The 21,627-nt window shown below is 57.2% G+C and carries 18 protein-coding genes; 13 read left to right on the top strand and 5 right to left on the bottom strand.

Annotated features, from left to right (window positions below; translation table 11 throughout):
* The first annotated feature begins 4 nt into the window (after positions 1–4).
* From C7G61_RS18930 to C7G61_RS18920, 3 genes are all read left to right on the top strand, one after another.
* The gene (locus tag C7G61_RS18930; protein ID WP_108517017.1) at positions 5–1,120 is read left to right on the top strand and encodes a hypothetical protein; all 1,116 of its coding nucleotides are present in this window, start codon (positions 5–7) and stop codon (positions 1,118–1,120) included.
* A gap of 119 nt (positions 1,121–1,239) precedes the next feature.
* Positions 1,240–3,168, top strand: coding sequence for an HAD family hydrolase (locus tag C7G61_RS18925; protein ID WP_108517015.1), 1,929 nt, complete (start codon positions 1,240–1,242; stop codon positions 3,166–3,168).
* A gap of 15 nt (positions 3,169–3,183) precedes the next feature.
* Positions 3,184–4,179: a PfkB family carbohydrate kinase gene (locus C7G61_RS18920; protein ID WP_108517013.1), complete on the top strand. Its 996-nt coding sequence runs from the start codon at positions 3,184–3,186 to the stop codon at positions 4,177–4,179.
* Between the two features lie 4 nt (positions 4,180–4,183).
* Here C7G61_RS18920 and C7G61_RS18915 read toward each other — a convergent pair whose 3' ends face one another.
* Positions 4,184–4,687, bottom strand: coding sequence for an NADAR family protein (locus C7G61_RS18915; RefSeq protein WP_108517011.1), 504 nt, complete (start codon positions 4,685–4,687; stop codon positions 4,184–4,186).
* A 113-nt stretch (positions 4,688–4,800) separates the two neighbouring features.
* Here C7G61_RS18915 and C7G61_RS43970 point away from each other — a divergent pair, with 113 nt between their 5' ends.
* Positions 4,801–5,118 carry a hypothetical protein gene (locus tag C7G61_RS43970; RefSeq protein WP_145963650.1) on the top strand — a complete coding sequence of 106 codons (318 nt, stop codon included), beginning with the start codon at positions 4,801–4,803 and terminating at the stop codon, positions 5,116–5,118.
* A gap of 591 nt (positions 5,119–5,709) precedes the next feature.
* Here the strand turns inward: C7G61_RS43970 and C7G61_RS18905 are convergent.
* Positions 5,710–6,912 carry a tyrosine-type recombinase/integrase gene (locus tag C7G61_RS18905; RefSeq protein ID WP_108517009.1) on the bottom strand — a complete coding sequence of 401 codons (1,203 nt, stop codon included), beginning with the start codon at positions 6,910–6,912 and terminating at the stop codon, positions 5,710–5,712.
* Positions 6,913–8,279: 1,367 nt separating this feature from the next.
* On the opposite strand from C7G61_RS18905, the gene C7G61_RS18900 reads away from it, so the two are divergent.
* Positions 8,280–8,852: a gluzincin family metallopeptidase gene (locus C7G61_RS18900; protein WP_108517007.1), complete on the top strand. Its 573-nt coding sequence runs from the start codon at positions 8,280–8,282 to the stop codon at positions 8,850–8,852.
* A gap of 512 nt (positions 8,853–9,364) precedes the next feature.
* Here C7G61_RS18900 and C7G61_RS44730 read toward each other — a convergent pair.
* Complete coding sequence (locus tag C7G61_RS44730; protein WP_108517005.1) at positions 9,365–9,673, bottom strand: hypothetical protein; 309 nt, start codon at positions 9,671–9,673, stop codon at positions 9,365–9,367.
* Between the two features lie 233 nt (positions 9,674–9,906).
* Between C7G61_RS44730 and C7G61_RS43960 the strand changes: the two genes are divergently transcribed.
* From C7G61_RS43960 to C7G61_RS18860, 7 genes are all read left to right on the top strand, one after another.
* Positions 9,907–10,104 (top strand): hypothetical protein, encoded by a 198-nt coding sequence (locus C7G61_RS43960; protein WP_145963647.1) that lies wholly within the window; start codon positions 9,907–9,909, stop codon positions 10,102–10,104.
* A 65-nt stretch (positions 10,105–10,169) separates the two neighbouring features.
* Positions 10,170–11,084, top strand: coding sequence for a ComEC/Rec2 family competence protein (locus C7G61_RS18885; protein ID WP_145963646.1), 915 nt, complete (start codon positions 10,170–10,172; stop codon positions 11,082–11,084).
* Between the two features lie 348 nt (positions 11,085–11,432).
* Positions 11,433–11,645 (top strand): hypothetical protein, encoded by a 213-nt coding sequence (locus C7G61_RS18880; RefSeq protein ID WP_108516999.1) that lies wholly within the window; start codon positions 11,433–11,435, stop codon positions 11,643–11,645.
* 59 nt (positions 11,646–11,704) lie between these two features.
* Positions 11,705–13,909 carry a tetratricopeptide repeat protein gene (locus C7G61_RS18875; protein WP_108516997.1) on the top strand — a complete coding sequence of 735 codons (2,205 nt, stop codon included), beginning with the start codon at positions 11,705–11,707 and terminating at the stop codon, positions 13,907–13,909.
* A 186-nt stretch (positions 13,910–14,095) separates the two neighbouring features.
* Entirely contained in the window at positions 14,096–16,771 is a 2,676-nt protein-coding gene (locus C7G61_RS18870; protein WP_108516995.1) for a xanthine dehydrogenase family protein molybdopterin-binding subunit, read from the top strand.
* The gene (locus tag C7G61_RS18865; RefSeq protein ID WP_108516993.1) at positions 16,764–18,491 is read left to right on the top strand and encodes a ferritin-like domain-containing protein; all 1,728 of its coding nucleotides are present in this window, start codon (positions 16,764–16,766) and stop codon (positions 18,489–18,491) included. Before C7G61_RS18870 ends, C7G61_RS18865 begins: the two co-directional genes overlap by 8 nt.
* A gap of 147 nt (positions 18,492–18,638) precedes the next feature.
* Positions 18,639–19,325, top strand: coding sequence for an SMODS domain-containing nucleotidyltransferase (locus C7G61_RS18860; RefSeq protein ID WP_338026096.1), 687 nt, complete (start codon positions 18,639–18,641; stop codon positions 19,323–19,325).
* Between the two features lie 179 nt (positions 19,326–19,504).
* Here C7G61_RS18860 and C7G61_RS18855 read toward each other — a convergent pair whose 3' ends face one another.
* The gene (locus C7G61_RS18855; protein WP_108516991.1) at positions 19,505–19,717 is read right to left on the bottom strand and encodes a DUF2188 domain-containing protein; all 213 of its coding nucleotides are present in this window, start codon (positions 19,715–19,717) and stop codon (positions 19,505–19,507) included.
* Between the two features lie 334 nt (positions 19,718–20,051).
* Positions 20,052–20,489, bottom strand: coding sequence for a hypothetical protein (locus C7G61_RS18850; protein ID WP_108516989.1), 438 nt, complete (start codon positions 20,487–20,489; stop codon positions 20,052–20,054).
* A gap of 171 nt (positions 20,490–20,660) precedes the next feature.
* Between C7G61_RS18850 and C7G61_RS18845 the strand changes: the two genes are divergently transcribed.
* The gene (locus C7G61_RS18845) at positions 20,661–21,587 is read left to right on the top strand and encodes an ImmA/IrrE family metallo-endopeptidase (protein ID WP_108516986.1); all 927 of its coding nucleotides are present in this window, start codon (positions 20,661–20,663) and stop codon (positions 21,585–21,587) included.
* Positions 21,588–21,627: the final 40 nt, after the last annotated feature.

Here is a 21,627-nt window from a genome sequence, read left to right as displayed (position 1 = left end):
GATCATGCGCCGCCACTGGGAGAACTGCATCACTCACTTCGACAAGGACGTCTCCGGCTTCATCGACGACTACTTTTCTCAGACGTCCCGTCGCTGCGTTCTCGTGGCGGGAGCGGGCTTCGACCCACGAGCCAAAAGCATCGCCCACCGGCTTGCCGCCACCATGGGAGACCGCGTACACGGTCTCTTCATTCGAGAGGATCGCGGCGACCCGGCGGTTAACCTCCAGCAGCTCGCCGACGAGAACGAAGCGCGCCTCAAGTGCATCATTGCCGACTGCAAGGTCTCCCTCGTGCAGATCTTCTCGGCGGATGACGGGGCACCCATCGGAGGCCATGGCGCGCGCTCCGTTCTCGAGAAATACGATTGGCCCGCCGAGGTAACCGATATCGTCCTCGACATGAGCGCGCTGTCCACGGGCGTCGGCTTTCCTCTGGCAAGGATGCTGCTCGAATACGCCGAAGCAAAGGCAGGTCTGAGCCTGCACGTGATGGTCGTATCGAATCCCGAGCTTGACGATCGGATCGTCGGAGAACCTTCGATGCAGGTCCAAGCGGTTCGTGGGTACTCGGGCCCCTCCGGAGGTTACGAATCGCTTCCGGTGGCTAGAATCTGGCTGCCTCAGCTCGGACGCGGCCGTGTCGAGACATTGCGAAGAATCCGGACGACGCTGGACAACGTGTACAAGGTATGCCCCGTCGTTCCCTTCCCGGCGCGCAACCCGCGACGCGCCGACGAGCTCCTGGCCGAGTATCAGGCGCCGTTGCTGAACGAATGGCAGGTCGATGCGCGCGATCTCATCTACGTGTCGGAACGCAACCCGCTCGACTGCTACCGCACGATCTCGATCCTGAAATCGCGATATGACGAGACGGTGAAGGACGTATTCTTCCCGCAAATCATCCTGTCACCGTTCGGCAGTAAAGTGATCGCCGTCGGTGCGATGATGGCTGCGATCGAACACAATCTTTCGGTACAATACGTCGAGACACTGCGGTACGAATTCGAGCCCGCAGCGCTGAATGAATCCGAGGCGCCTCCGGACATGGCGGTTCACGTTTGGCTCCACGGTCCCATCTACGGCAGCTACGATCTGGAATCGGAGGCAGTGGCCGGGTAGCTCGGAAAGCAGCCAACGGTCCCGCGCCGGACCGAGGTCTCCAGAATGACGTTACGGATATGGAGAGGTTCGGCTCTCGTACCGCGGATCATCTCACGGCTGAAGGACGCGATAGACCAATGACCACTGTCTTCTCCGTCAAGGTGAACGGACTTCTGAATACCGTCTCTGAGGCATCCGGAAGCGAACTTGGCATCCTTGTCGAGGCGCTCGAACGCGCTGCCGACTACCCCGTCGCGGCGGTCGGAAGCGGAGGCTCCGCCGTCTCCGCCGAGTTCCTGTCGTCCTGCAGGACGTGGCTGCAGCACTCCGCCACGGCGGTGACAACGCCGATGGCGTTCGCCCTCGACCCGGTGTTGCCGAAATGGGGCGTATGGCTTTTCACCGCGGGGGGCGAGAACGCGGACATCCGCGCGGCGTTTCAGACCGCCGTCAACGAGCATGCCCGCCGCATCGACGTGGTGACCGCACGCGGGAAAAACTTGGTCGCCGGCGTGGGTGCCGAAATTGCCAGACTACACATGGTGCCGGTAGCCGATGAGAGGGATGGGTTTCTGGCGACGCACTCGCTCACTTCGACGTTAACGTCGCTGCTGCTAGCGAGCGATCAGGTCGCGGGACATCGCGGGAAGGAGAGATGCGATAAGGTTCGGGCGAGGTCTGAGAACATCCTGTCCGCGGCGAATCGAACTCGTGATATCGAGGCGATTGCAGGCGCTTGGAACGTCGAGCGCGACACGCTGATCATCCTGCACGATCCCGCGCTGACCGCTGCGGCCGTCATGATCGAGACCAGCTGCTGGGAGGCGGGTCTTTGCAAGGTGCAGCGCACCGATTTCCGCAACTTCGCCCATGGTCGGCACGTCTGGCTCGACCGATATGCCGACAGGACCGTTTTGCTGGCGCTCACCTGCGATCGCAGTCTTCCGTTCTGGGAGACCATCCGATCATGCATTCCGTCGATGATCCGCAGCGTGCATTTCGCCTTCGGCGCACCCGGGCGACACACCCTTTTCGACGCCGTTCTGAAATCGTTCGGCATCGTCGAAGGCATCGGCGCGGTGAGGGGCATCGATCCGGGCAAACCCGGAGTCGCAGACTTCGGTCGTTTGATCTACGACAGCCGGGATCTCCTCGTCGCCGTCGAATCCGAAGATGCAGCCACGCGCCGTAAACGGAGATCCGAGCAGAGAGCCGATGAACCGGACAGAGCGGGGCGGGCTTGGAGCTCCCGGCGCGACGAGTTCATCGAGCGCCTCGAAGCCGCCCAGTTCGGCGCGCTTATCCTGGACTACGACGGGACGATGGTCGCTACGAACAGGCGAGGCAAGCCGCCCACCGAGCCAATCATGGAGGGCTTGCGAAGACTTCTGGAGGGCGGCGTCGCGATCGCGCTTGCGACAGGCAGAGGTGGATCGGTCGGTGAGGAGTTGCGGAGCTGCCTTTCGCCGGAGCACTGCGAACGGGTGCTGGTCGGCTACTACAACGGTGCGCACATCGTCCCGCTGTCCGTCGATATCCGAACCACACCCCTGGAGCCGGACCCCGCTATCCTGGATGCTTTCGGTCGCATTCAAGCCGAAGCCACGATGTTCCGGAACGGCTGGCTCCCGAAGGTAAGCCCATTTCAGATCACGATTAGCCTCGACGAGCTCGTGTCGGCGGCGGACGGTGTTGGGAAACTCCGAGAGATCGTCGATGCCTGTTCGGGGCTGAGGATGGTCCGGTCCGGGCACTCGATCGACATCTGTCCGGAATGGGCCGCTAAGCCGCGTGTCTTCGAGGCGGTTCGAGGCAAGATGGTCGACGACAAGCTTCAAATGCTGGCCGTCGGCGACAGCGGTGATAGGCACGGCAACGACTACGAGCTGCTCGGAGGCGAATTCGGGCTCAGCGTCGATCAGGTCTGCGAGCGCGAGATTTCCTGTTGGAATCTGCTGCCCAGTCACGTTTCCGGGCCTGAAGGCCTGTTAAGGATACTTGGCGGCATGCGCCTAGCGGGTGCTGGACGAGCGCAATTGGACGTTTCCATGTTGCGGCGCCCTTGATAGAATGTTCACGGTATGGTCCAATCCGATTCCAGACATGCGAGGCTCCCCCCGGCACGACCCGCGGTCGCGGGCACTGGTCTGACTGCCGTCGACAGGATCTACTCCGACGCCCATACAAGTCCGAAGGAGGCTCTCGGCGGCTCGTGCGGCAACGTTCTGCTGTCGCTTGCCATGCTCGGTCACCCGGTCTTTCCCGTCGTCAATCTCGGTGACGACGACCACGGTCGTTTCCTGTTCGGCGAGTTCGAGAGGGCAGGGTGCGAGACCCGATACGTCTCGATCGCGGATACCGGAAGCTCTCCTGTCATCGTGCAGATCCTCGATACGGCGAGTGCAACCCACCGGTTCACTTCGACGTGTCCACAGACGTTCGTCCGCTTTCCCAAGTGGCGCTCGATCGATCACGAACACGTCTACAAAGCTGCCGAAACATTGAAGTCGGTTTCTGTTTTCTACGCCGATCGGGTGTCGGAATCGATCATCCTGGCGATGGAGGAGGCAAAGCGAGCCGGGGCTCTCGTCTTCTTCGAGCCCGCCAGCGCCGACGATCCATTATTCGCGCGGGCCATGCGCTGCGCTACCGTGGTCAAGCTGTCCGACGAAACCGCGGGGAAACACATCGCCGACGACGGCCTCGACCCCGAAACGATCGTGATCCGAACGCACGGTGGCTGCGGACTGACGGTATCGAACGGCAAAGTCCGACGGCATTTCCCGGCCAGCCTCGCTCCGCAAGTGGTGGACACATGCGGTTCGGGCGATATGGTGACGACAGGGTTGCTCGACCTTGTCTTGAAGCGTTGGCGTCGCGAGGGATACTGGAAATTCGAGGATATATTCGACGGAGTCGCCGTCGGTCAGCGCCTGGCAGCGCTGAATTGCGCGTTTACCGGTGCTCGAGGGCTCTTCCAAGCGGCCGGTGCCGGTCACGTCCGCGAGATGCTCGATAGGGGCGTCGACGAAGTGTGCAGCGCGTTCGTCACGTCGCTCGAAAGCCGAAGTCGCTGAAATTTTATTCGGCAGCCTGCATCGCGACCTTACGGCGTCGCTTGGTGCCGCTCCTCTGGGCCAGATGCTGACGGACCTCCATCAGCATGATTCCCAGCATGTTCTTGCCCCCTTTGCCGGGCACCTCTCCCCACAGCCTATTCACTGCACTGTCCACGGTCGCAGTCTCGATCAGCACGGCATCCTTGGTCTCGAGGAGAATGGCCGCTAGGTCAGCGTGCTGAGTGAACTTCGCCATGAGCACGCCCCTCATGCGGTCGAACTTCACCTTCGACCAGTCGGGAACGATGTCCCACTGGTAGAGACCGTGCGCCGCCATCGCGAGTAACGCCGGCGAAGGTGCTGCCATGAGCCACTCCCGCACTTCTTCCTTGCGGGCTTTCCCGGCCTGGTAGGCATGTTCGGACGTTGGAAAGATGCGTCCCTCGAACGTGATCGCACGCCTGTAAAGGTTGCTGAACACACCGTACGGCTTTTCGCTCGCACGATAGAACCGGATTTCCTTCATGGCCGACCTCTTGTGTGAACATCGAATTTCTGCATTATTGCATAATTATGGCGCGCAGAAAAGGCAAAAATCGAGGGTCTGCAGGACGGCCGGTTAGCCCCGAGGAGGGGGCCTTGGAGGCGGTCGCGCTCGTGCAAAGCTTCAAAAGATCAAGAAAACTAAGCGATAAGGCGTTAGGAGATCTGGTGGACGTGAATCAATCGAGCGTCCACCGCGCGCTGAGCCGTAAACCGCCCCGACTCACACCAACACTGCAGAAATTATGCGGTTATGCAAAAAAGGGAACGCGGATCGATGCCGGGCGCCAGGCCGAAAGTGCCAAGCAGCAGCTCGCTACTGCGGTCGAAGGTGTCTGGGACGGTTCCCCTGAAGGGCTGAACAAGCTTCTGGTGCTGCTTAGGGACCTGGGAACGCTAGTTTCGCGAAGCTGAGCAGCAGGCGAGGAGCTCAGCCGAAGGCTGCCGGACCTCGCTGGACTTTTTTTTGAGTGTGAGCTCGTCTTCGGGCCGCCTAATATTTGATTAGGGCCTTCATGACGCGGCTCGTTCCGCTGCTCCTGAGTCCACCGGAGATCACATCTGCACGACGGTTGCATCCTCGGGAATTGACGTGCGCAGCCGCGGCGATTGAAGAACGCCACCTTCTTAGCTACGAGGAGGCTTATGCCGGATCCGCCCATCGCCGATCTGCACGTTCCGCTCGCAGGTCCTCAACCGTCGAGAAACTGTTCCGACCACAGAAGTGCAAGCCGCTGCTCAATTTCCAATTGCGAAAATGCCGCCGAATCTACGATCGCGTGGAGAGGTCGTAGTCAGATCGAAGCCAGAGAAGTAGGTTGAGGACTGCGGAAACATCAGCGGGCGCAACGATGCAGGGGCATTTCTGGTGCGGTGACCAACCGGTCGTGAAATGAAAACCGGCTAAGTGATTGACTTACTGGTGGGCCCGGCAGGACTCGAACCTGCAACCAGACCGTTATGAGCGGCGGAAACTCGCACTATTCCCACTAGAAGTGCCCATTTTCATTGAATTTTGACTACGTTCGTTTTCTTCCTTTCGGCTGGTTTCTGAGGCGAAGCTGAGGCGGTAGGTTTGGCCGTCATCTTGGCGACGGCGTCCTTTAGGTGGTCAGGGTGGTGGTGCCCGTACACGCGCAACAACGTTTCGACGCTCATGCCGAGATACCCGGCGGCTTGCCATGGGTCGGTACCGTTCTGCATCAACCACGTTGCCGCGGTGTGCCGTAACGTATGCGGCGAAACGCCGGGCCCGAGCTTGGCCAGCGTCACCGCATGCTTGAACGCGGTCTTCACGGAAGATACACCTTCGCCGTTGAACTCGACAAAGTGCCGCGCAATAATCTTGCGCTCCTTCCAGCGTCGCAGGTGTGCCAGCAGGCGCGGTGGGATCGGCATCGGCGGCTGCCTTTTGTTAGTCTCCTGCTTCCCCTGGGCGCGTCGGTAGTAGACGCCACGTTCAAGGTCGACAAAGGACCGCCCGATAGCCGCGGTCGGCGAAGCTGACGCAATGGCGCCCGCGCGCGTCCCGCTATAGACCCCGATAAGGATGAACCGGGCGAGATGGCGAAGGGGCCGCTTATTCGTTTCAACCTGCTGTCCTTTATTGGGTCCGCGGTGCATGGTCTGTATCTCGCGGGCGCGCCAACACGTCCAGATTAGGTGGGCGGCTTCATCGCGAGTCAGCCATCGATCGCGGGCAGGGCCCTTCTTGGGAAGCGTGACCTTCACAATGCCACGGTGCAGCCCTTCCGCCGCATGGTTGGCGATGGCTGCCCTGAGATCCTCCAGATCTCGGCGGGCACCGCCTTTATTGCCACGGTGTTGTTGGTACTCACGGCACTTGGTCCGGGTTACCTCCGACAACATGAGCTTTCCCCAAAACTCTTTGAGGCGCCCGATGCGATTGAGATACTTCTGAGCGTCGGAGTTCTCGACGTAAAGGTCGGGGCGGTCGTCAATGAAAATCGAAAGCACGTCGGCGACGGGAATTTTCTCTAAGTCTTGTTCCTTGCGCGTCGGCGCGTATTTTTTTGCAATATAGTCCTTGAGGACTTGCTCAGCCGCTGCAACTTCGCGTTCAGCGCATCCAGTGGCGTAATATCCCGTGCCGTCCCGGATGACCCAAGTGGCTTGATGGGTGAGCTTTCCGGCCCTGTAGCGGGCTGGTCTGAGGTGGAGACGGGCACCCTTACTTCTACGCGGCATCGGCCACGCATCCTTTCAATTTCATTGAGAGTCGTAAACACCTTGCCTGCAATAATCTCGACCGTAAGTCGCCCGCGCTTGGCTTCTCGTCTCAAGCTGTTCTCGGAAATGGTCTGATCCGGAAACGCGATTGCGGCTGCTACGGACAGCCTGAGCGGTGTATCAGGTCCTATATTCTCCAACGATGTTAGCGCCGGTTTGCGCACGGGTCATCTCACAAATGATTCAACCGAGCAACAAAAACCTTCGACACACTTCGATGGCTTTGTGACCGCACATCAAGGAGCCCCGCGCTGATCTAAAGGAAGCGCCGACGCCGGCGAGCTGCTTGCATGCAAAGTTCCGCGAGAGCCGTGGAATTACTCCGCTACGAGGTTTCCAAGTGAAAACGTTCAGGCGAAGAAGCGCGGCATGTGCTCGGAACACCCTCTGTCGCATTGCCAGGCGATCCTGGAGCTGGAAGCCGGAGTGGCTTTCGATCGTTGATTTACATGAATCAACACAAGCGCACTTTTGTTCGTCGCTCAACTGCAAGCAAAGGAAGCTCGCCACATCAAAACGCTAGGTCACGAAAGCCCGTCTCACTTCATATGGTTTGGTCGCAGGTTGAGCAATGCGATCATATTTTTGTAATCAATCTCATTCCAATGCTGCGGAATTGGTGTGGTATGTGCGCATTGACACATTCAACCCTCAGCTATCTCGGTCCAATAGCACCAAAGACATTCTGGCTTTCATCACGCTCGATATTCACTCCTGCCGTGTCACACTCGCGACACTTGCCGACTCTTAGTCTGTCGGTCCAGTGATGGATTGGATCGAGAGTTTAATTCTTTCAATTGGTTAGAACGCGGCGTGTGTACGATGTGTGCACCGCGAGATCAAAGAAAATCTCACGAGCCAACAGAAGCAACCTCGTAAAGCAACCTCATTGGCGTTCGATGCCGGCTTCCTTCGTAAGCGCTGACCAAAGCTCGATGTCGGCCGTAACGCGTTCGGAGATTTTCTTGGGGGCGACCCATTGCGCCTCGAAGCTGATCTCGACGTGACACTCGCCGAGAGCTTGTAATGACCTCCGGTGGCGTGCCGTTGGACGCGAACAGCCCTATCCATTTCAAGAGGTTCCGAAAGTCCGGGCCCCTGTTCTTGTGCCGAAGGAGGTTAGGAAAATAGCGCGCTACGGTTCTGTGTGGTCGTCCCGGGTCCAAAAAAGCTGTTGCGATAACCTAGAGTTGTAGTCAGAATTGTAGCTCCCATTAAGGGGCTGCGTGACACTTAAGCCAGGTACGAAACGGCGCACAGGTCGAAACGGATCGATTCGGATCAAGGTTCTTCCGAAGGACCCGCTCCTCGCACGCACCCGAAATTTGTGGCCGGTTGAAGCGACGATCGAGTGTGCTACCGTCGGCGACGGCCCGACCAGCGCGCGCGTCGCGATCGTGGACTATAACGCTGACCTCGATACACGGTTTACGCCGGCCAGACTCTTGGCGGACCGCTCAGGATTCGTCGGCATTGCAGGCTTGAAGAACGAGCGGATTCTCGACAACTTCAACTTTCACCAAGTGAACGTCTGGGCGATAATCGAACAGGTCCTGACGGTGTTAGAGGACGATACAGCCTTGGGCCGACCGGTGCCTTGGGCGTCGGGCCTCGGACGCCTGTTGGTGTTGCCGCATGCTGGCTACGATGACAACGCGTTTTACGATCGCGATACCGGCGCGCTGCACTTTTGCTATTTCGAAGGCCCCGACGGCAAGCCGGTCCATACCTGCCTGTCGCATGACATCGTCGCGCATGAACTCGGCCACACAGTACTCGATGGGCTGAAGCCTGGGTACAACGAGGTTTCTTCACCGGAGACCGCAGGGTTTCACGAGTATTTTGGCGATGCGATAGCTATGCTGGCAAGTCTGAAAATCGCGAAATTGCCAAGCTAGTAACGACAGGAGCGCCGGCGCTCCTGTCGGCCAAAAATGTCGTCTCGGCTATCGCCAGCGAATTCGGTGCGGCGATCCATGGCCTAGCCAAGCAGGACTATCTGCGAGGCGCCTGGAACAAACGCAAAATGAGCGATTTGCGCGGCACTTACGAGGAGCACGGCTGGTCCGAGATCCTGACCGGGGTCTATTACGATCTGTTGCAGTATCTCTACATCCGCAATCTCATAGGAGGTTTCCCGTGAGGCGGGCGGGAGGAAGCGCGACCAACAGCAGGCGATCCAGGCGCTGTTTCGCGCCGCCGACCAAACCGCCAACGTGATGCTCCGGGCCATCGACTACTGCCCGCCGGTGGATTTACGCTACGATGAATATGCGCGCGCCCTGCTGCGCGCCGACGAAGTCGCTTATCCCGATGATTCCTACGGAATCAGATCAGAACTCAAACGCATTTTCCGCCGGCGCGGACTCAAGCCGATGCAAGAGGATCGGCGTGTCAGGAGAGATATCGTTCACGCTTTGCGCGAGGCCAAGACATCGAAGCGATCACCGCCACGCCGGCCGACGCCTATCGGTTCCTCGACGAATTCCGCGAGCTCTTCCAGATTCCCTTCGACGCCAACCTCACCATTGTTTCCGTCTATCACACCAAGAAGCGCGCGCGAAGCGGCTACTGGCCGCCCAAAGAGCGGGTGATCGAATTCGCGTGGAGTGAAGACGTCGAGCTCAAAGGCCGCGCGCTCGGCAAGCTCACCAACACATTGCTGCCGCTCTATTGCGGTGGAACGTTGGTTTTTGACGGCAACGGTAACTTCCTGCATCTGGCGATGGTTCTGCCTACGAAAGATCGGCGGAAGACGCTAGTGCAATATGCCCGTTACCTCATTCGCTCCGGTAGCATGGGAGTGAGCGACGGGATCCGCGGATTGGGCGCGCCCGATGGTGGAAATTTTCGTATCCGCGCCACGATCGAGGGAAGACGACTCCGGCTTCAGCGCAATGCCGCGATGCGGCACGCCCGGCCCAATAACGACCACTATGCTGGAGGGCACTGATGACAGGTACGATTCAGATCCGTGGTTACGTCGTAGGGTTCGGCGACTGCATCCTGCTCAGCCTGCCTGATGGCGCCGAAACCCGCCATATCTTAATCGATTTCGGCCGCGCTCCCAACGATCCGTCTAGCCTGGTGCGCTTCCCGGACATCGCGCCGACATCGAGAAGCAGTGCAATGGAAAGATTGATCTTCTGATTGTCACCCACGAGCATCTCGACCACCTGGAAGGCTTCTATCGCGAGCGAGAGATCTTCAACCGCATGGAAATCGAGCGGGTCTGGATGGGCCTGCCGAGCCATCCGGACTACTACCGGGACTTTCCCAAGGCGAAGCTGCAGAAGAGACTCCGCGACGGTCTGGCTGGATTCGCGCGCGACGTCCGCCGCAACGGGATGGTGCTGCACCCCGCCTTCCGTTCGCTCCTCGAAAACAACTTGGCCAACAAGGACCGGATCGACTACCTGCGCAAGCTCGGCAAGCAACCGATTGCCTACCTGGCGCGCGGCAAGGCGAAAGAATCTTCGACGTTCAAGAACATCAAGATCCGGGTGCTCGCGCCCGAACCGGACGTTAGCGTGTACTACACGACGAGTGCCCGAGAGCGGGCCTTGACAACAGCGCTTGCGGCGGTCGGCACCGGCCACGAGAAGCAGGTGCGTGGCGGCGATGAAGGCTTCGATTGGGACTTTCCCGCGGTGGCGCGCGCCGGTGCTGCGGAGCGCGGCGGCATATCGGCCAGCGATTTCGAGCGGCTTCGGCGCGCCATTCGCGAACACGGAGTGACGGCCGCACGGTTCATCGACAAGGCGCAGAACAATACGTCACTGTGCCTGCTCATCGAAGCCGCCGGCAAGCGACTCCTGCTGCCCGGTGATGCCGAACTCGAAAGCTGGGAAATGATCGAAAAGAAATGCGCCTCCGAACTCGAGCCGGTGGATTTCCTCAAAGTGGCGCATCACGGCAGCCACAACGGTACGCCGCTGCAATTGCTCGACCGCCTGCTACCCGTCAAGCGCAAGGCACATGCTCAGGTACTTGTCTCAACCAAGCAGCAAGTCTACGGGACCAAGAACCCAGTCCCCGATGGGTCGCTCTTGAAGGAGCTGAGATCGCGCTGCCACAAGCTGGTGACCACCGACGGCGCGGCTGGCACCGCGGTCGCGCTGTCGTTGTAATACATGCTGGATTCGAAAATTCCCGAATGTTTGCGGGGTCTAAAACAGCTTTGCGCACAACTTTCCGTAGCAAATTGAAGTTGTTCAGTTAATTCCGTTTGATAAACCGATGATTGGCGGGATCTATTCCAGTCCGGCCCGCGATGACTGGGCTTGGTGTTGGTGTGGAGACGGCGCCGAAAAAGCGATAGCGGTCACGGCTGCCCCGTGGCACCTAGTCCCGGTCTTCGAGCCTCGCAGGGAATATTTTATTCTCCGAGTTGCAGGGCCATTGACATACACCCATTTTGAAACGAAAGTTGGATCTTTAGTGATATTCAACCAAAGCGTTGGCTGGGGGTTATATCAATGGCTGCTGATACCGCACATTCAACAAATCCGCTCAACTCCAAATATCCGGAAATCATCACCGAGACGGAATCGGAGAAGCGCGCGGAATCCACGGAAGAGCAGAAGCTGACCTACGAGTCAGGAGCGCCGCGCGGCACGTCGATTATCAAGAAGGTCACCACGACCAAAACCAAAATCCGCACTACGACTCCTTACACTGGCACCGTCTAGCTCGTTAAACGAGACAAGTGAGTGCAACGTCAAAAGGAACATGGATTAGCGAGGCGAGGGTGCCGTTCGTCGCGCTAATCCGCACGGCGTTGCGGGATGCAGGTATTGTCGTGCTGGTCGACACAAGTGGGGCAGGTACGCGCTCCACTGCGCTGGCAGCGGCCCACGGCATTGCCAACCATGAAGTTGTCACATCAAATGGCTCATGGCTGCACGGCGGTTATCTCGCCGGATTTGAAGAGCTGTGTCTTGACCTGATAAAGCAATGCGAGGCCGCCACGCCGCGGCTTCTAGCCAAATACGAGCAAACCTTAAAGAGGCTATGGCCTTTTCGTAGTTCCGCAGCCTTCTTAGTGCCGCGCGATTTGACGAATACGGCAAACCGGGAAGAGCGTACCCGATTTTACCATCACGAGTATCAAAACAAACTTCTGGTGGGCCTTGGTGAATTCATATTGCAAGCGCTCAAAACATCTAACCGCGAAGTCGTTCTCATTATCGACAACTGCCAAGCTCTTTGCGCTACTTCGCGGAGCCTGTTGGAAATTCTCCTAAGACTTCAGGAGAAGTGCAAACGAATTCGATTCGTGATTCTGGACCGCGAGGGCGCATTGCTGATTGCAAATGCGCCGCGATTCGTTCTCCCACCTCTCACCCAACTGGACTTTGAAAGTCAACTTGATGTTGAGAGTCTTGCTTCGGCGCAAAAGGACCTCCTATTCACGCGATCAAATGGCAATCTCGACGTGGGTGCCGCGTTGCTCAAATGCATGGGAAGAGGCCTGGATGCTACTAACCGGTTGAGCGCTCTTGCCATCGTGGATCTGTTTTTAGCCTCTATCCCGCAAGAGCGGCGGGTCGAAATGGCCACTGCATTTGTCGAGGACGGACTTGTTGGCGATTTGATCAATCGCCGAAATGCCGAAACATTGCCTTGTGGTGTGCTAGATCGGCTCAATAGCGAAGCGCACATTCGACGATTGACACAATATAGATCAGGATCAGCTCCGCTGATCCTTGCCCACGCCGTCGCGCTCAGCAACAAGTTCGAGAGGGTCGAAGCGCTGGTCCAGCCCTGTGAAATCCTCATGGGGATCGGGCTTTATGATACCTGGTTCGAATTCTTCGCTGCAAATTATTCAGATCCTGAGTTGCAGAAGCACGGGTCGGGTGATGACCCGATAAACGGGCTCTTTATCAATGCTGCATTCGTTTTGTATGCAATGGGGTATTCCTCTTCCTCACTACCGTTTCTGGAAGCATTCTTGCGGCAGTTTCCACTAAGCCGCTTTGTTCCTACCGCCCTGTACGCACAGTCGATGACCTATGGTCGATACCAGGTGCCCGTAGATATTCCTCGTGCCGAGGCCTGTGCGGTTGCCAACCTGCGGTTAATCGAGGAGAAGTTCGCAAATCATCCACGCTATCAATACATCAAAGTATTTGCGGAGAATGCGTACGCCTACATTAAGGCGCGACAAGGCGACTTCAATAGTGCATTAGCACTTTGCGAGCACGGACTCTCAGAGATTGTCGAAGCATACGGCGAAGGCGCCTTTCTGCTTCATCGATCAATCCTTGTTTACAATACAAGCCAAGTTTATGAGCTGGCCGGAGATGTTGTTCGAGCTGAGGCGCGTCTGCGGGATGCTATTGAGCTCGATCCCTACTATGCCGAGTATTACAATGACCTCGGTAACCTATTGGCCCGCATAGCGGGTCGCGAACGCGAGGCGCTCGATGCCTATGCGCGAGCGATAGAACTTTCACCACCATACTATGAAGCATATTTGAACCGTGGCATTTTGCGCGCTCAAGGTGTCGATGTGACAGGCGCGGAAGCGGATTTTCAGCGTGCATTGGAGATCAAGCCGTCAGAATGGCGAGCGATGCGCGAGCTCGGAAATCTCAATCTGGGACGAGGAGATGCTGCTCTGGCGCTGGCCGCATACGATCGGGCTCTAAGACATGAAGCTCACGACCCGGATTTGAACGCCAACGCTGGCGTTGCTGCGTCCGAGCTCGGATTTACGGAACGCGCAATCGCGCTGGCTCAGGTTGCCATTAGTTCGAATCCGCACCACGCGGCAGCACATAACAATTTGGCGGCCGAATTCTTAAAGCTTGGTCGCTTCGAGCAAGCTCTGGAGCACGCTCTTCTGGCCGTTGAACACGGGAATGATCCCGATTTCGAGGCCAATTTGGGCGTCGTTGAACGCCTGGGCTCGAACGCGAAACCCAGCGCTCTTTCAGCAGAAACGTAAGCACGCAGTGCCTCACAAAAAGAACGAATTAACGTCGATGACAAAAAAATTCCCGAGCCAAGCCTTCGAGCAAGCTGGAGTGGACTCGTCGCGTCAGCAGCGTTGTTTTTGCGTACTACCACATTCCTCTTTAGCCGCGGTCGAAACGCCAAGCAAAAGAGCGGCAACGATTAACCCGAGGTCCGAATGAGACCTGAAGTTGCACCATTCGCTGCCGAGTCCGACTTGCGCAAGGCGAAGATCACCGGAGGGAAAGTCTTCGCTAGCGATTTTCGGGTGAAGGATATCGCTCAGCAGCTTGGTTGGCCTGATGAATGTGCCCATGCACTGATTATCCGTACAGCCTTCATTGACCGTCCCTTCGTCCGCCTGAACGTTGAACGCCTTGGCCCACAGAATCAGCCTTTTCGCACGATCACAGCTGATACCCTGGCGGAGCACGGTTTGGACAACACAGCCGGCACGGCAACGGGCGCAGGAATGTTGCAGCTATGCCCGCCGAACCGAGTACCGCAGTACCTAAGCCAGCCTCTGGCGATTCTTCTGTTTCAAGATTTCCTGACCTTCCGTAGAGCAGCACAGGAATTGCGGGAGGACCGCGGCATCGTAAGCTACGGTACCCCAACTCCAATTGCCGATGAACGGTCGACTGCGGAGCTGTTAACAGACTGGCGATTGTTGATTGCCCCCGCAATACTATCGACGCAGCACTACCTGCTGTCTCTCTCACAACATCAACTATCAAGTCAGTTCGACCACGGGCACCTTCGGCTCGAGAAAGACCAATTTACTCGGGCGGACGTGCATGATCCGGTCGCCAATGCGATATACGAAGAACTGTTGAAAATGGCGCCCGGAGAATTCTGCGTTGAGACGACGACCTTCACGCAGCAAGTTGATCCTGCTTTCCTCGAACCGGAGACTGGCCTAGCGGGGGTCCAAAACGGCACACTTACAATGCTGGTTGGGACCCAAGCGCCTTATGCTGATTTAAAAGACATTCGCAAGGCTGTTGCTGCCGGCCTAGACAATCCTGCTATACGCGATGTCAAAATCCTCAGTGTCGACCTCGGGGGCGGCTTCGGCGGCCGTGATAAGTCGCCGTTCGTTGTCCAATTGGCCTTTGCCGCAGCTTTATCAGATCGCCCCGTCAGGCTGGCATATGACAGGTTCGAGCAATTTCAGGCCGGGTTAAAACGGCATGGCTCCGGCGTTCACACGTTGATATCAGCCAAGCCAGATGGCTCGCTTGATCGAGCGCTTGTTCACTTTGTATTCGAAGGTGGTGCTGAGCTTAATCTCAGCACGCCTGTGATGCAGTTAGGGGCCCTTCACGCGACGGGATTCTACAGATTCAACAAAGTCAGTGCGAATGGTGTAGTTACACGACGCCCCGTTCCTATCGTAGGCTCGATGCGAGGCTTCGGAATTCCACAGGTCGTTTTCAACATTGAAACGGCCATCGACAAGCTTGCTACTCTAAAGCTCAATCGCGATCCTATCGGCGTTCGCCGTCAGAATGTTCTGCAATACGATTCGGATCCGCAAAAAGCAGATCGCGACATAGCAGGTACCCCGCTCTGCTTCCATGTCGCCAATGCGGAAGTCTGTGACAGAGCTGCCGAACACCACCTGTGGAAGAATCGTGACGAAATCCGAAGAGAAGGAGCGGCAAGAGGCCTCTATTGTGGCGTCGGCTTTGCCGGTTGCATGGAAGCCTACGGAACAAGCGGAGATAGCCAATATGCTGCAGTGCAGCTCGAACTCGACGGGCAGATAACGGTCTGGAGCCAATCTGTAGACCTAGGTCAAGGAGCACGCCGGTCTCTAGGAAAAGTCGCCGCTGACACATTCCGGGCTCCCGCCGATGTGTCGCTGGGCAACGCAGAGCCTTTCGTTTCCTTCGCAGAACAGCTGATCGCGAAGGGGACGACTTATGGCCATCAGGCTACGGCTGCATCGAAGACCGCATTTTTCCATGTTCACGTCTTGCGCCAAGCCTGCGACGCATTGATCAGGCTCAAGATCTTTCCCGGGATACGCGAACTGGTTAACTTCGATACTTCGGACGAAGACCTCTTCGATGCTTGGCGTTCGGATGGCTTCCACGTCGGCGAAGGCAAGCCCGTGTCGCTCAGTACGATCGCCGCACACCTTGATAGGACTAGCGCCCCGCGTTTCGCAATTGCGCATGGTTACTTCTCGAACGGCTGGTCTCGGGCCACTTTCATGGACGGGGAGCGGTCTTTCACATCTTTTATTGATGCCCTTGGCTTTGCCAAGGAAGCGACCTGCCAAGCCACCCTGGTGCCAACTCAAGGCGATCCAATTTTCCCGCCAGCGCACTCGGCTGTTGGAAAGACACGAGTCCCCCGTTCGGCGTACGCAGCCGGCGGCCACCTAGTGGTCGTGCAAATTGACCCAAAGTCGGAAAGTTTGCGGGTTACGGCTGCGGTCTCATTCCTGGATGCTGGCGATGCAATCACGGCGACGATCCTCCACGGCCAGGTTGAAGGTGGATTCCAAATGGGACTGGCTCATGCACTTTTTGAGCAGTTGCCGCCAGCAAGCGGTCAGGACCGGTTTGTAAACTTTGATCGATACATGGTTCCTCGAGCATCGGATGTTATTGCGATAGATCTAGAAACGGTTCTGTTACCTCTTCCTGAAGGCGGTGCGCTGAACGAGCTGCAGGCTAACATTCGCCATAAGGGGGCCGGTGAAATTACGATGACGACAGTCGCTCCGGCGATCGCAAACGCAATAGGGCACGCTCTGGGACATCACGATGAAGACGCTTGGCCTTCTGCGCTACCGATCAGATACAAAGACCTGAAAATCCGGAGCCGTCCAGGTGCTTAGAAAAACCACCGATGTCAGCCTCGTTATCAATGGTGAGCTTCATGACCTTGGAGATGCACCTGCCGACATGCATCTCGCGCACTACCTTCGCGAAGTCGTCGGTCTTACCGGAACCCGCATCGGCTGTAGTATCGGGGAATGTCGAGCATGCACGGTATTGGTTCGGCATTCGCCGACAGAACCACCCACAACGAAGCAATCGTGCATGATTAGCCTGCGTCATGTGAACGGGTGGGAGGTAACTACTATCGAGGGTGTCGCAGCGGGCGAACAACTTCATCCAATCCAGGACGCAATTCTTCACCACGATGCCATGCAATGCGGGTTCTGCAGCGCCGGATTTGTGTTGGCTGGTGTGGTTGCTTGCGAGCAAATGGCGAGTCTTGAGGGGCAGGATCTCGACACAGTCGTCGAAGCGGTAACGGGCCATAACTTGTGTCGATGCACGGGCTACGCTCGGTACCGCAGTGCAATCACGCAGGTCGTCGCGTCTTATGCCAAAAAGAAGTCCTTGGACACGCCGTCGTCGATCTCTGCGCATTTCGGAGCGGCTGTTTCAAGGGATCGCTTTCTGTCGACAGAAATGCCGCTCCGCGAAACGTTGTCTTCCGATACTCAAGACGCACTTCGGTACGTCCCGCTCTTTGACAACCCATTGCTCGAACTTATCAGATTGTTGCGCGATGCGGCCGAAATCGAACACTCCCTACTTGTCCAATACTTGTTCGCTGCGTTCTCGATCAAAACACCTCAATATGCGGCCCTGGCAGGTTGGCCAAGCCACAGATACGGAGGCCGTCCCCTTCATGTGCTCGGCGTAGCGATTGAAGAGATGGTCCATTTGGATGTTGTGAATAATCTACTTTTCGCACTCGGCGTCGCGCCACATCTTGGCCGACAACAGTTCCCCTATGAACAAGAGATTTATCCGTTCGATTTCAAGCTTGAGGCATTGAGTTTGGAAACCATTGCGAAATACGTTTATGTTGAAGCATCCGCTCGAGCAGTTGACCCGGATGCGCAGACGAATGAGGAAGATAAGCTCTTCGTGGAGCGCCTGTACAAGGTGCTGGGTACCACTCGCCCAAACCGGGTTGGCTCGCTCTATCACAAAATCGAAGCGGTTCTCGATCAATTGCGGATGCGTCATCCGCGTCTCATTGACTTTGGGCTTTGGCAACGCCGGCTCGAAGAGGTGCGAGAAGAAGGAGAAAGCGAACACTTCGAATTCTTTCGCTCGTTGTTTGATGGCACGCATCCCGCGCTGCCGGGTCTTGAGGTCTGGGATCCGGCAAATCGCGACTACCCGGCATTCAAGCTGTTCGTGACGAGCGGTTTGCCGTTAACGGGCGAACCGATCCCGCACCACAAACACCCCGCGCTGAGGCATCTTGGTAATTTGCACTACTGGATTGTGTGTATGTTGCTTGATCAGTCGTACAGGCGTGGCGGGCGGTTTCATAATGCGGCGCGTAGGCACATGACCGGTCCGCTCCGCAGTCTGGCGACCGAGCTGGCGCGTGACGGAGAGGGGATGCCATTCGACGTCCTACCTTCAGGGTACGCGCCGGGGGCGGATACTTTGGTCAATTTACAACTGACCATGTCGATGCTTGGTGAAATTGCGTTTGCGGAGAAGCGCTTCGCGGCATTCCTGCCCTTTGATTACTCCACTCGGTGCGCTCTTGAGACGACGCAGGAGTTGCGTATGACGTCCTGATGGCCGCAAACACTACCGAAATGACGGAAGTGCGCGCGATTGTTGTTTCAATTGTTACAGGCTATCGGTGGGGTGTTCCTCGATCTCCGAGAATAGATGCATGGCGGAGGAACTTGGTCGCATGGAGGTGGGCTTCTAAATTGGTGAATAAGCGATCTCGACATCGCGTTCATTCTGCCAAACGCTGAATATCACAAGTACAAAGCATATCAGACGAACGGTCAGTCGGCACTGCTCCAAGCGGTCAAGAAATCAATTCAGAAGACCTACAGCACCTCCGAAAGTTTCGGCGATGGCCAAGTCGTCGTCATCACATTCACAGACGGTTTGACCTTTGGGGTGTTGCCGGTTTTCGAGAACAAAGACAGCGATAGCTTCACCTATCCGAACGCGAACGACGGGGGTAGTTGGAAGGTTTGCAATCCGCGAGCAGAAATTGCGGCGATCTCCAAGAGAAGCGAAGCGACCAACAAGAATATGAAATATCTGGCTCGCATGAGCCGCGTCTGGTGCAAACACTGCGACGTGCCAATGAGCGGGATGTTGGTCGACACTCTCGGCTATCAGTTCATTGAGAATTACCAGTACCGCGACAAGTCATTCGTGTACCACGATTGGATGATGCGCGATTTCTTCGATTTCCTTTCAAAGCAAGACCAGAAGCAAACGTACTGGCGTGCACCGGGTAGCGGCTCCTCAGTGACTAGAAAAGGTGTCTTCGAGTTCAAGGCCCGGAGCGCCTATCTTCGCGCGTGCGAGGCCAGTCGTATATATTTGAAGGGGTTCTCCCTGATCGGAAGGCCCCACTCGCGTCTCGCAACCTCGAATGCATGACGAAGGATGACCAGCTCGCGGCGCACTGACGGCGCATTGACCAGCTTGAGCCGGTCGTCGCGATACTGGCTGACCGTTGCGCCCTACAGATTGCTCAGGCTTGTTTGGGACATCCCGTGGGCCAATAGCTGGCGAATGCGCGACCGCTCAAAGACGGCCCCTCGCTTCCTTGGCGTGATCTACTGCTCGTACCGCTTCAGCAGATCAGCGATCGTTAGCTTTCTCATCTCCTTGATGTCGGTGGGCAGTTCCGCCCGATCAATTGATCGCTCCTTCTCACGTGCCCAAGCAATGGCGTCGGCGCGGGTCGCGAAGGATTTTGACAAGGCGGGATAGCCAGCGCGGCGCACCTGCGCTTGCCACGTCTGGCCTCTTTTTCGGATCGTTGGCATGTTTTTCCGTCCAGCTGTGACAGGGCTGTGACGGACTGGGTTTTCAGAGAGATCAGGAAGCGCGAGCGCCAAGCAAAAACTTGAGTGAAATAAACACTCTAGTATTGTCGCGCCGCACCGGGCGATGATGATAACTACGTTTACGCTATAGCCCTCCAAAATGACGCCTGAAAATCAGCCTTAACCGACTGAAATGACAATATTATCCAGACAGTTGATTGCAAACCTCCCAGGGATTGGTTTTGGGGATCAGGTTCTGTAGGTCGTAATCCAGCAGGTTTTGCCGCGCCTCCATCGCGCTAGGTGCGGCTATTCGAGTCTCTCGACCGAATGGCTACTTTGTGACTGCGACCTCAATCAGCTTCGGCTTTTTACGAAGCGGCGTGTGGCGTCCGTCTTCACGATACGGATCGAGTTGAACTGACTGGCAAGCACCTGATAGTCGACGATCAGCTTTCTCGCCAAAAGGTAGGCCAGTGCCGGGTTCATCCGCCTCGGTTCCCACCCATAGCGCTGAGCGACCCTGTCCGGTATCAATCGGCATCGACGGATCATTGACGAGGTCAGCCGCAATCCGCAGTGCGTCCTCCTGGGGCGACCATTCCATGAAGTGTTTGTCGAACGTGGCGAAGAGATCCGCCTTTGGGAGAACACGGTCGAAACTGACCGTCACCAGGTCGCGCAGCTCATGCAATGCGTCTTCGATGTCGTCTTCCGACACATCGACCGCCGTTGCCAACTCGCCTGTGCTTTTCTGAGGATCACCAAACATTGCATCCTTAGTTTCCTCGACGAAGACCTTGGCGATCGCCGTTGCGATTTTCGAATAGCCGCAGGAGGACGCAACCGATACGGCGTTCTTTCGGAAGTATCAGCGCATGAATCCACGAAGCAAGGAGCGCCTGCGCGAGATGTTGAAGATCCTCGACGATGAGGACGATTGATGCATTTATCGAAGCGGCCCAAAAAGGCAGCGAACGACTTTTCCGTCCTGCTGCGAACGGTTCTTGGTGAAGACCGTTTCCCCGTGGACGTCAAAGCCCTTGCCATGGAGGTTTCGAAGAACGTCGAAGATCCCATCAGCCGAATCGAGGGGATCGAAATCAACGGGTTCGAGGGCATGCTGCGCGCCAGCCGGAAGAAGCCGGCGTGGCGAATCCTCTTCAATACGACGACGCGATATCCAGGCCGGGAACGCTTCACGTTGGCGCACGAGTTCGGGCACTACGTCATGCACCGCCGGCCATTGACGGCGGCCGACTACGCGAACGGCGCGAGCCCGATAGGCCTGGACTTCGAATGCTCGCCTTTGCAGAGCAACAAATGGAAGGAGTCAGACAGAGAGCGCGAGGAAGAAGCAGACACCTTTGCGTCGTTTCTGCTGATGCCGATCGACGATTACCGCCAGCAAGTGAGCGGCAGGCAGATCACGCGGTCGCTTTTGAATCATGTCACCAATCGCTACGGTGTTTCTCTATTGGCCGCGGTCCGCAAATGGATCGACTTCACAGACCTGCGAGCGGCGATGGTTGTCGCTCGTGACGGGTTTGCTCTTTGGGGGCGAGCCAGCGAACGAGCACTTAGATCGGGGATATTCATTACAAGCGGGATGGAAATTCCAACTCTATCGATCGCTGCCCGTGGACCAGATGCTCAGAGAGGGAACGCCGAGGCCCCGATTTCCCTGGAGGCAAATGTCTGGGGGTTCCAACGTAGTAGCGGGCCCGTCCGTGAGTTGACGATATTTTCGCAGCGGCTGGGCCTATCAATCTCTCTTCTGCTGTTTGATAGCGCGCCAGCCACGCCGGAACCAGATGAGATTTCAGACGCTGACACGTATGACCTGCTGGCGGGCCTCGTTACGCGATAGAACGCAGGATACAGCCATTAAACTCCCTGGGTTGCTATCC

Source organism: Bradyrhizobium algeriense (assembly GCF_003062295.1).
Classification (GTDB): domain Bacteria; phylum Pseudomonadota; class Alphaproteobacteria; order Rhizobiales; family Xanthobacteraceae; genus Bradyrhizobium; species Bradyrhizobium algeriense.
Note: the sequence above shows the minus strand (reverse complement) of the source record. Positions and strands in the feature narration are given on the sequence as shown.

Coding starts and splice junctions, on each gene's coding strand:
- C7G61_RS18930 (WP_108517017.1), top strand. CDS start 5: ATGCGCCGCCACTGGGAGAACTGCATCACTCACTTCGACAAGGACGTC.
- C7G61_RS18925 (WP_108517015.1), top strand. CDS start 1,240: ATGACCACTGTCTTCTCCGTCAAGGTGAACGGACTTCTGAATACCGTC.
- C7G61_RS18920 (WP_108517013.1), top strand. CDS start 3,184: ATGGTCCAATCCGATTCCAGACATGCGAGGCTCCCCCCGGCACGACCC.
- C7G61_RS18915 (WP_108517011.1), bottom strand. CDS start 4,687: ATGAAGGAAATCCGGTTCTATCGTGCGAGCGAAAAGCCGTACGGTGTG.
- C7G61_RS18905 (WP_108517009.1), bottom strand. CDS start 6,912: ATGCCGCGTAGAAGTAAGGGTGCCCGTCTCCACCTCAGACCAGCCCGC.
- C7G61_RS44730 (WP_108517005.1), bottom strand. CDS start 9,673: ATGCAGGAAGTTACCGTTGCCGTCAAAAACCAACGTTCCACCGCAATA.
- C7G61_RS43960 (WP_145963647.1), top strand. CDS start 9,907: ATGACAGGTACGATTCAGATCCGTGGTTACGTCGTAGGGTTCGGCGAC.
- C7G61_RS18885 (WP_145963646.1), top strand. CDS start 10,170: ATGGAAATCGAGCGGGTCTGGATGGGCCTGCCGAGCCATCCGGACTAC.
- C7G61_RS18880 (WP_108516999.1), top strand. CDS start 11,433: ATGGCTGCTGATACCGCACATTCAACAAATCCGCTCAACTCCAAATAT.
- C7G61_RS18870 (WP_108516995.1), top strand. CDS start 14,096: ATGAGACCTGAAGTTGCACCATTCGCTGCCGAGTCCGACTTGCGCAAG.
- C7G61_RS18855 (WP_108516991.1), bottom strand. CDS start 19,717: ATGCCAACGATCCGAAAAAGAGGCCAGACGTGGCAAGCGCAGGTGCGC.
- C7G61_RS18850 (WP_108516989.1), bottom strand. CDS start 20,489: ATGTTTGGTGATCCTCAGAAAAGCACAGGCGAGTTGGCAACGGCGGTC.
- C7G61_RS18845 (WP_108516986.1), top strand. CDS start 20,661: ATGCATTTATCGAAGCGGCCCAAAAAGGCAGCGAACGACTTTTCCGTC.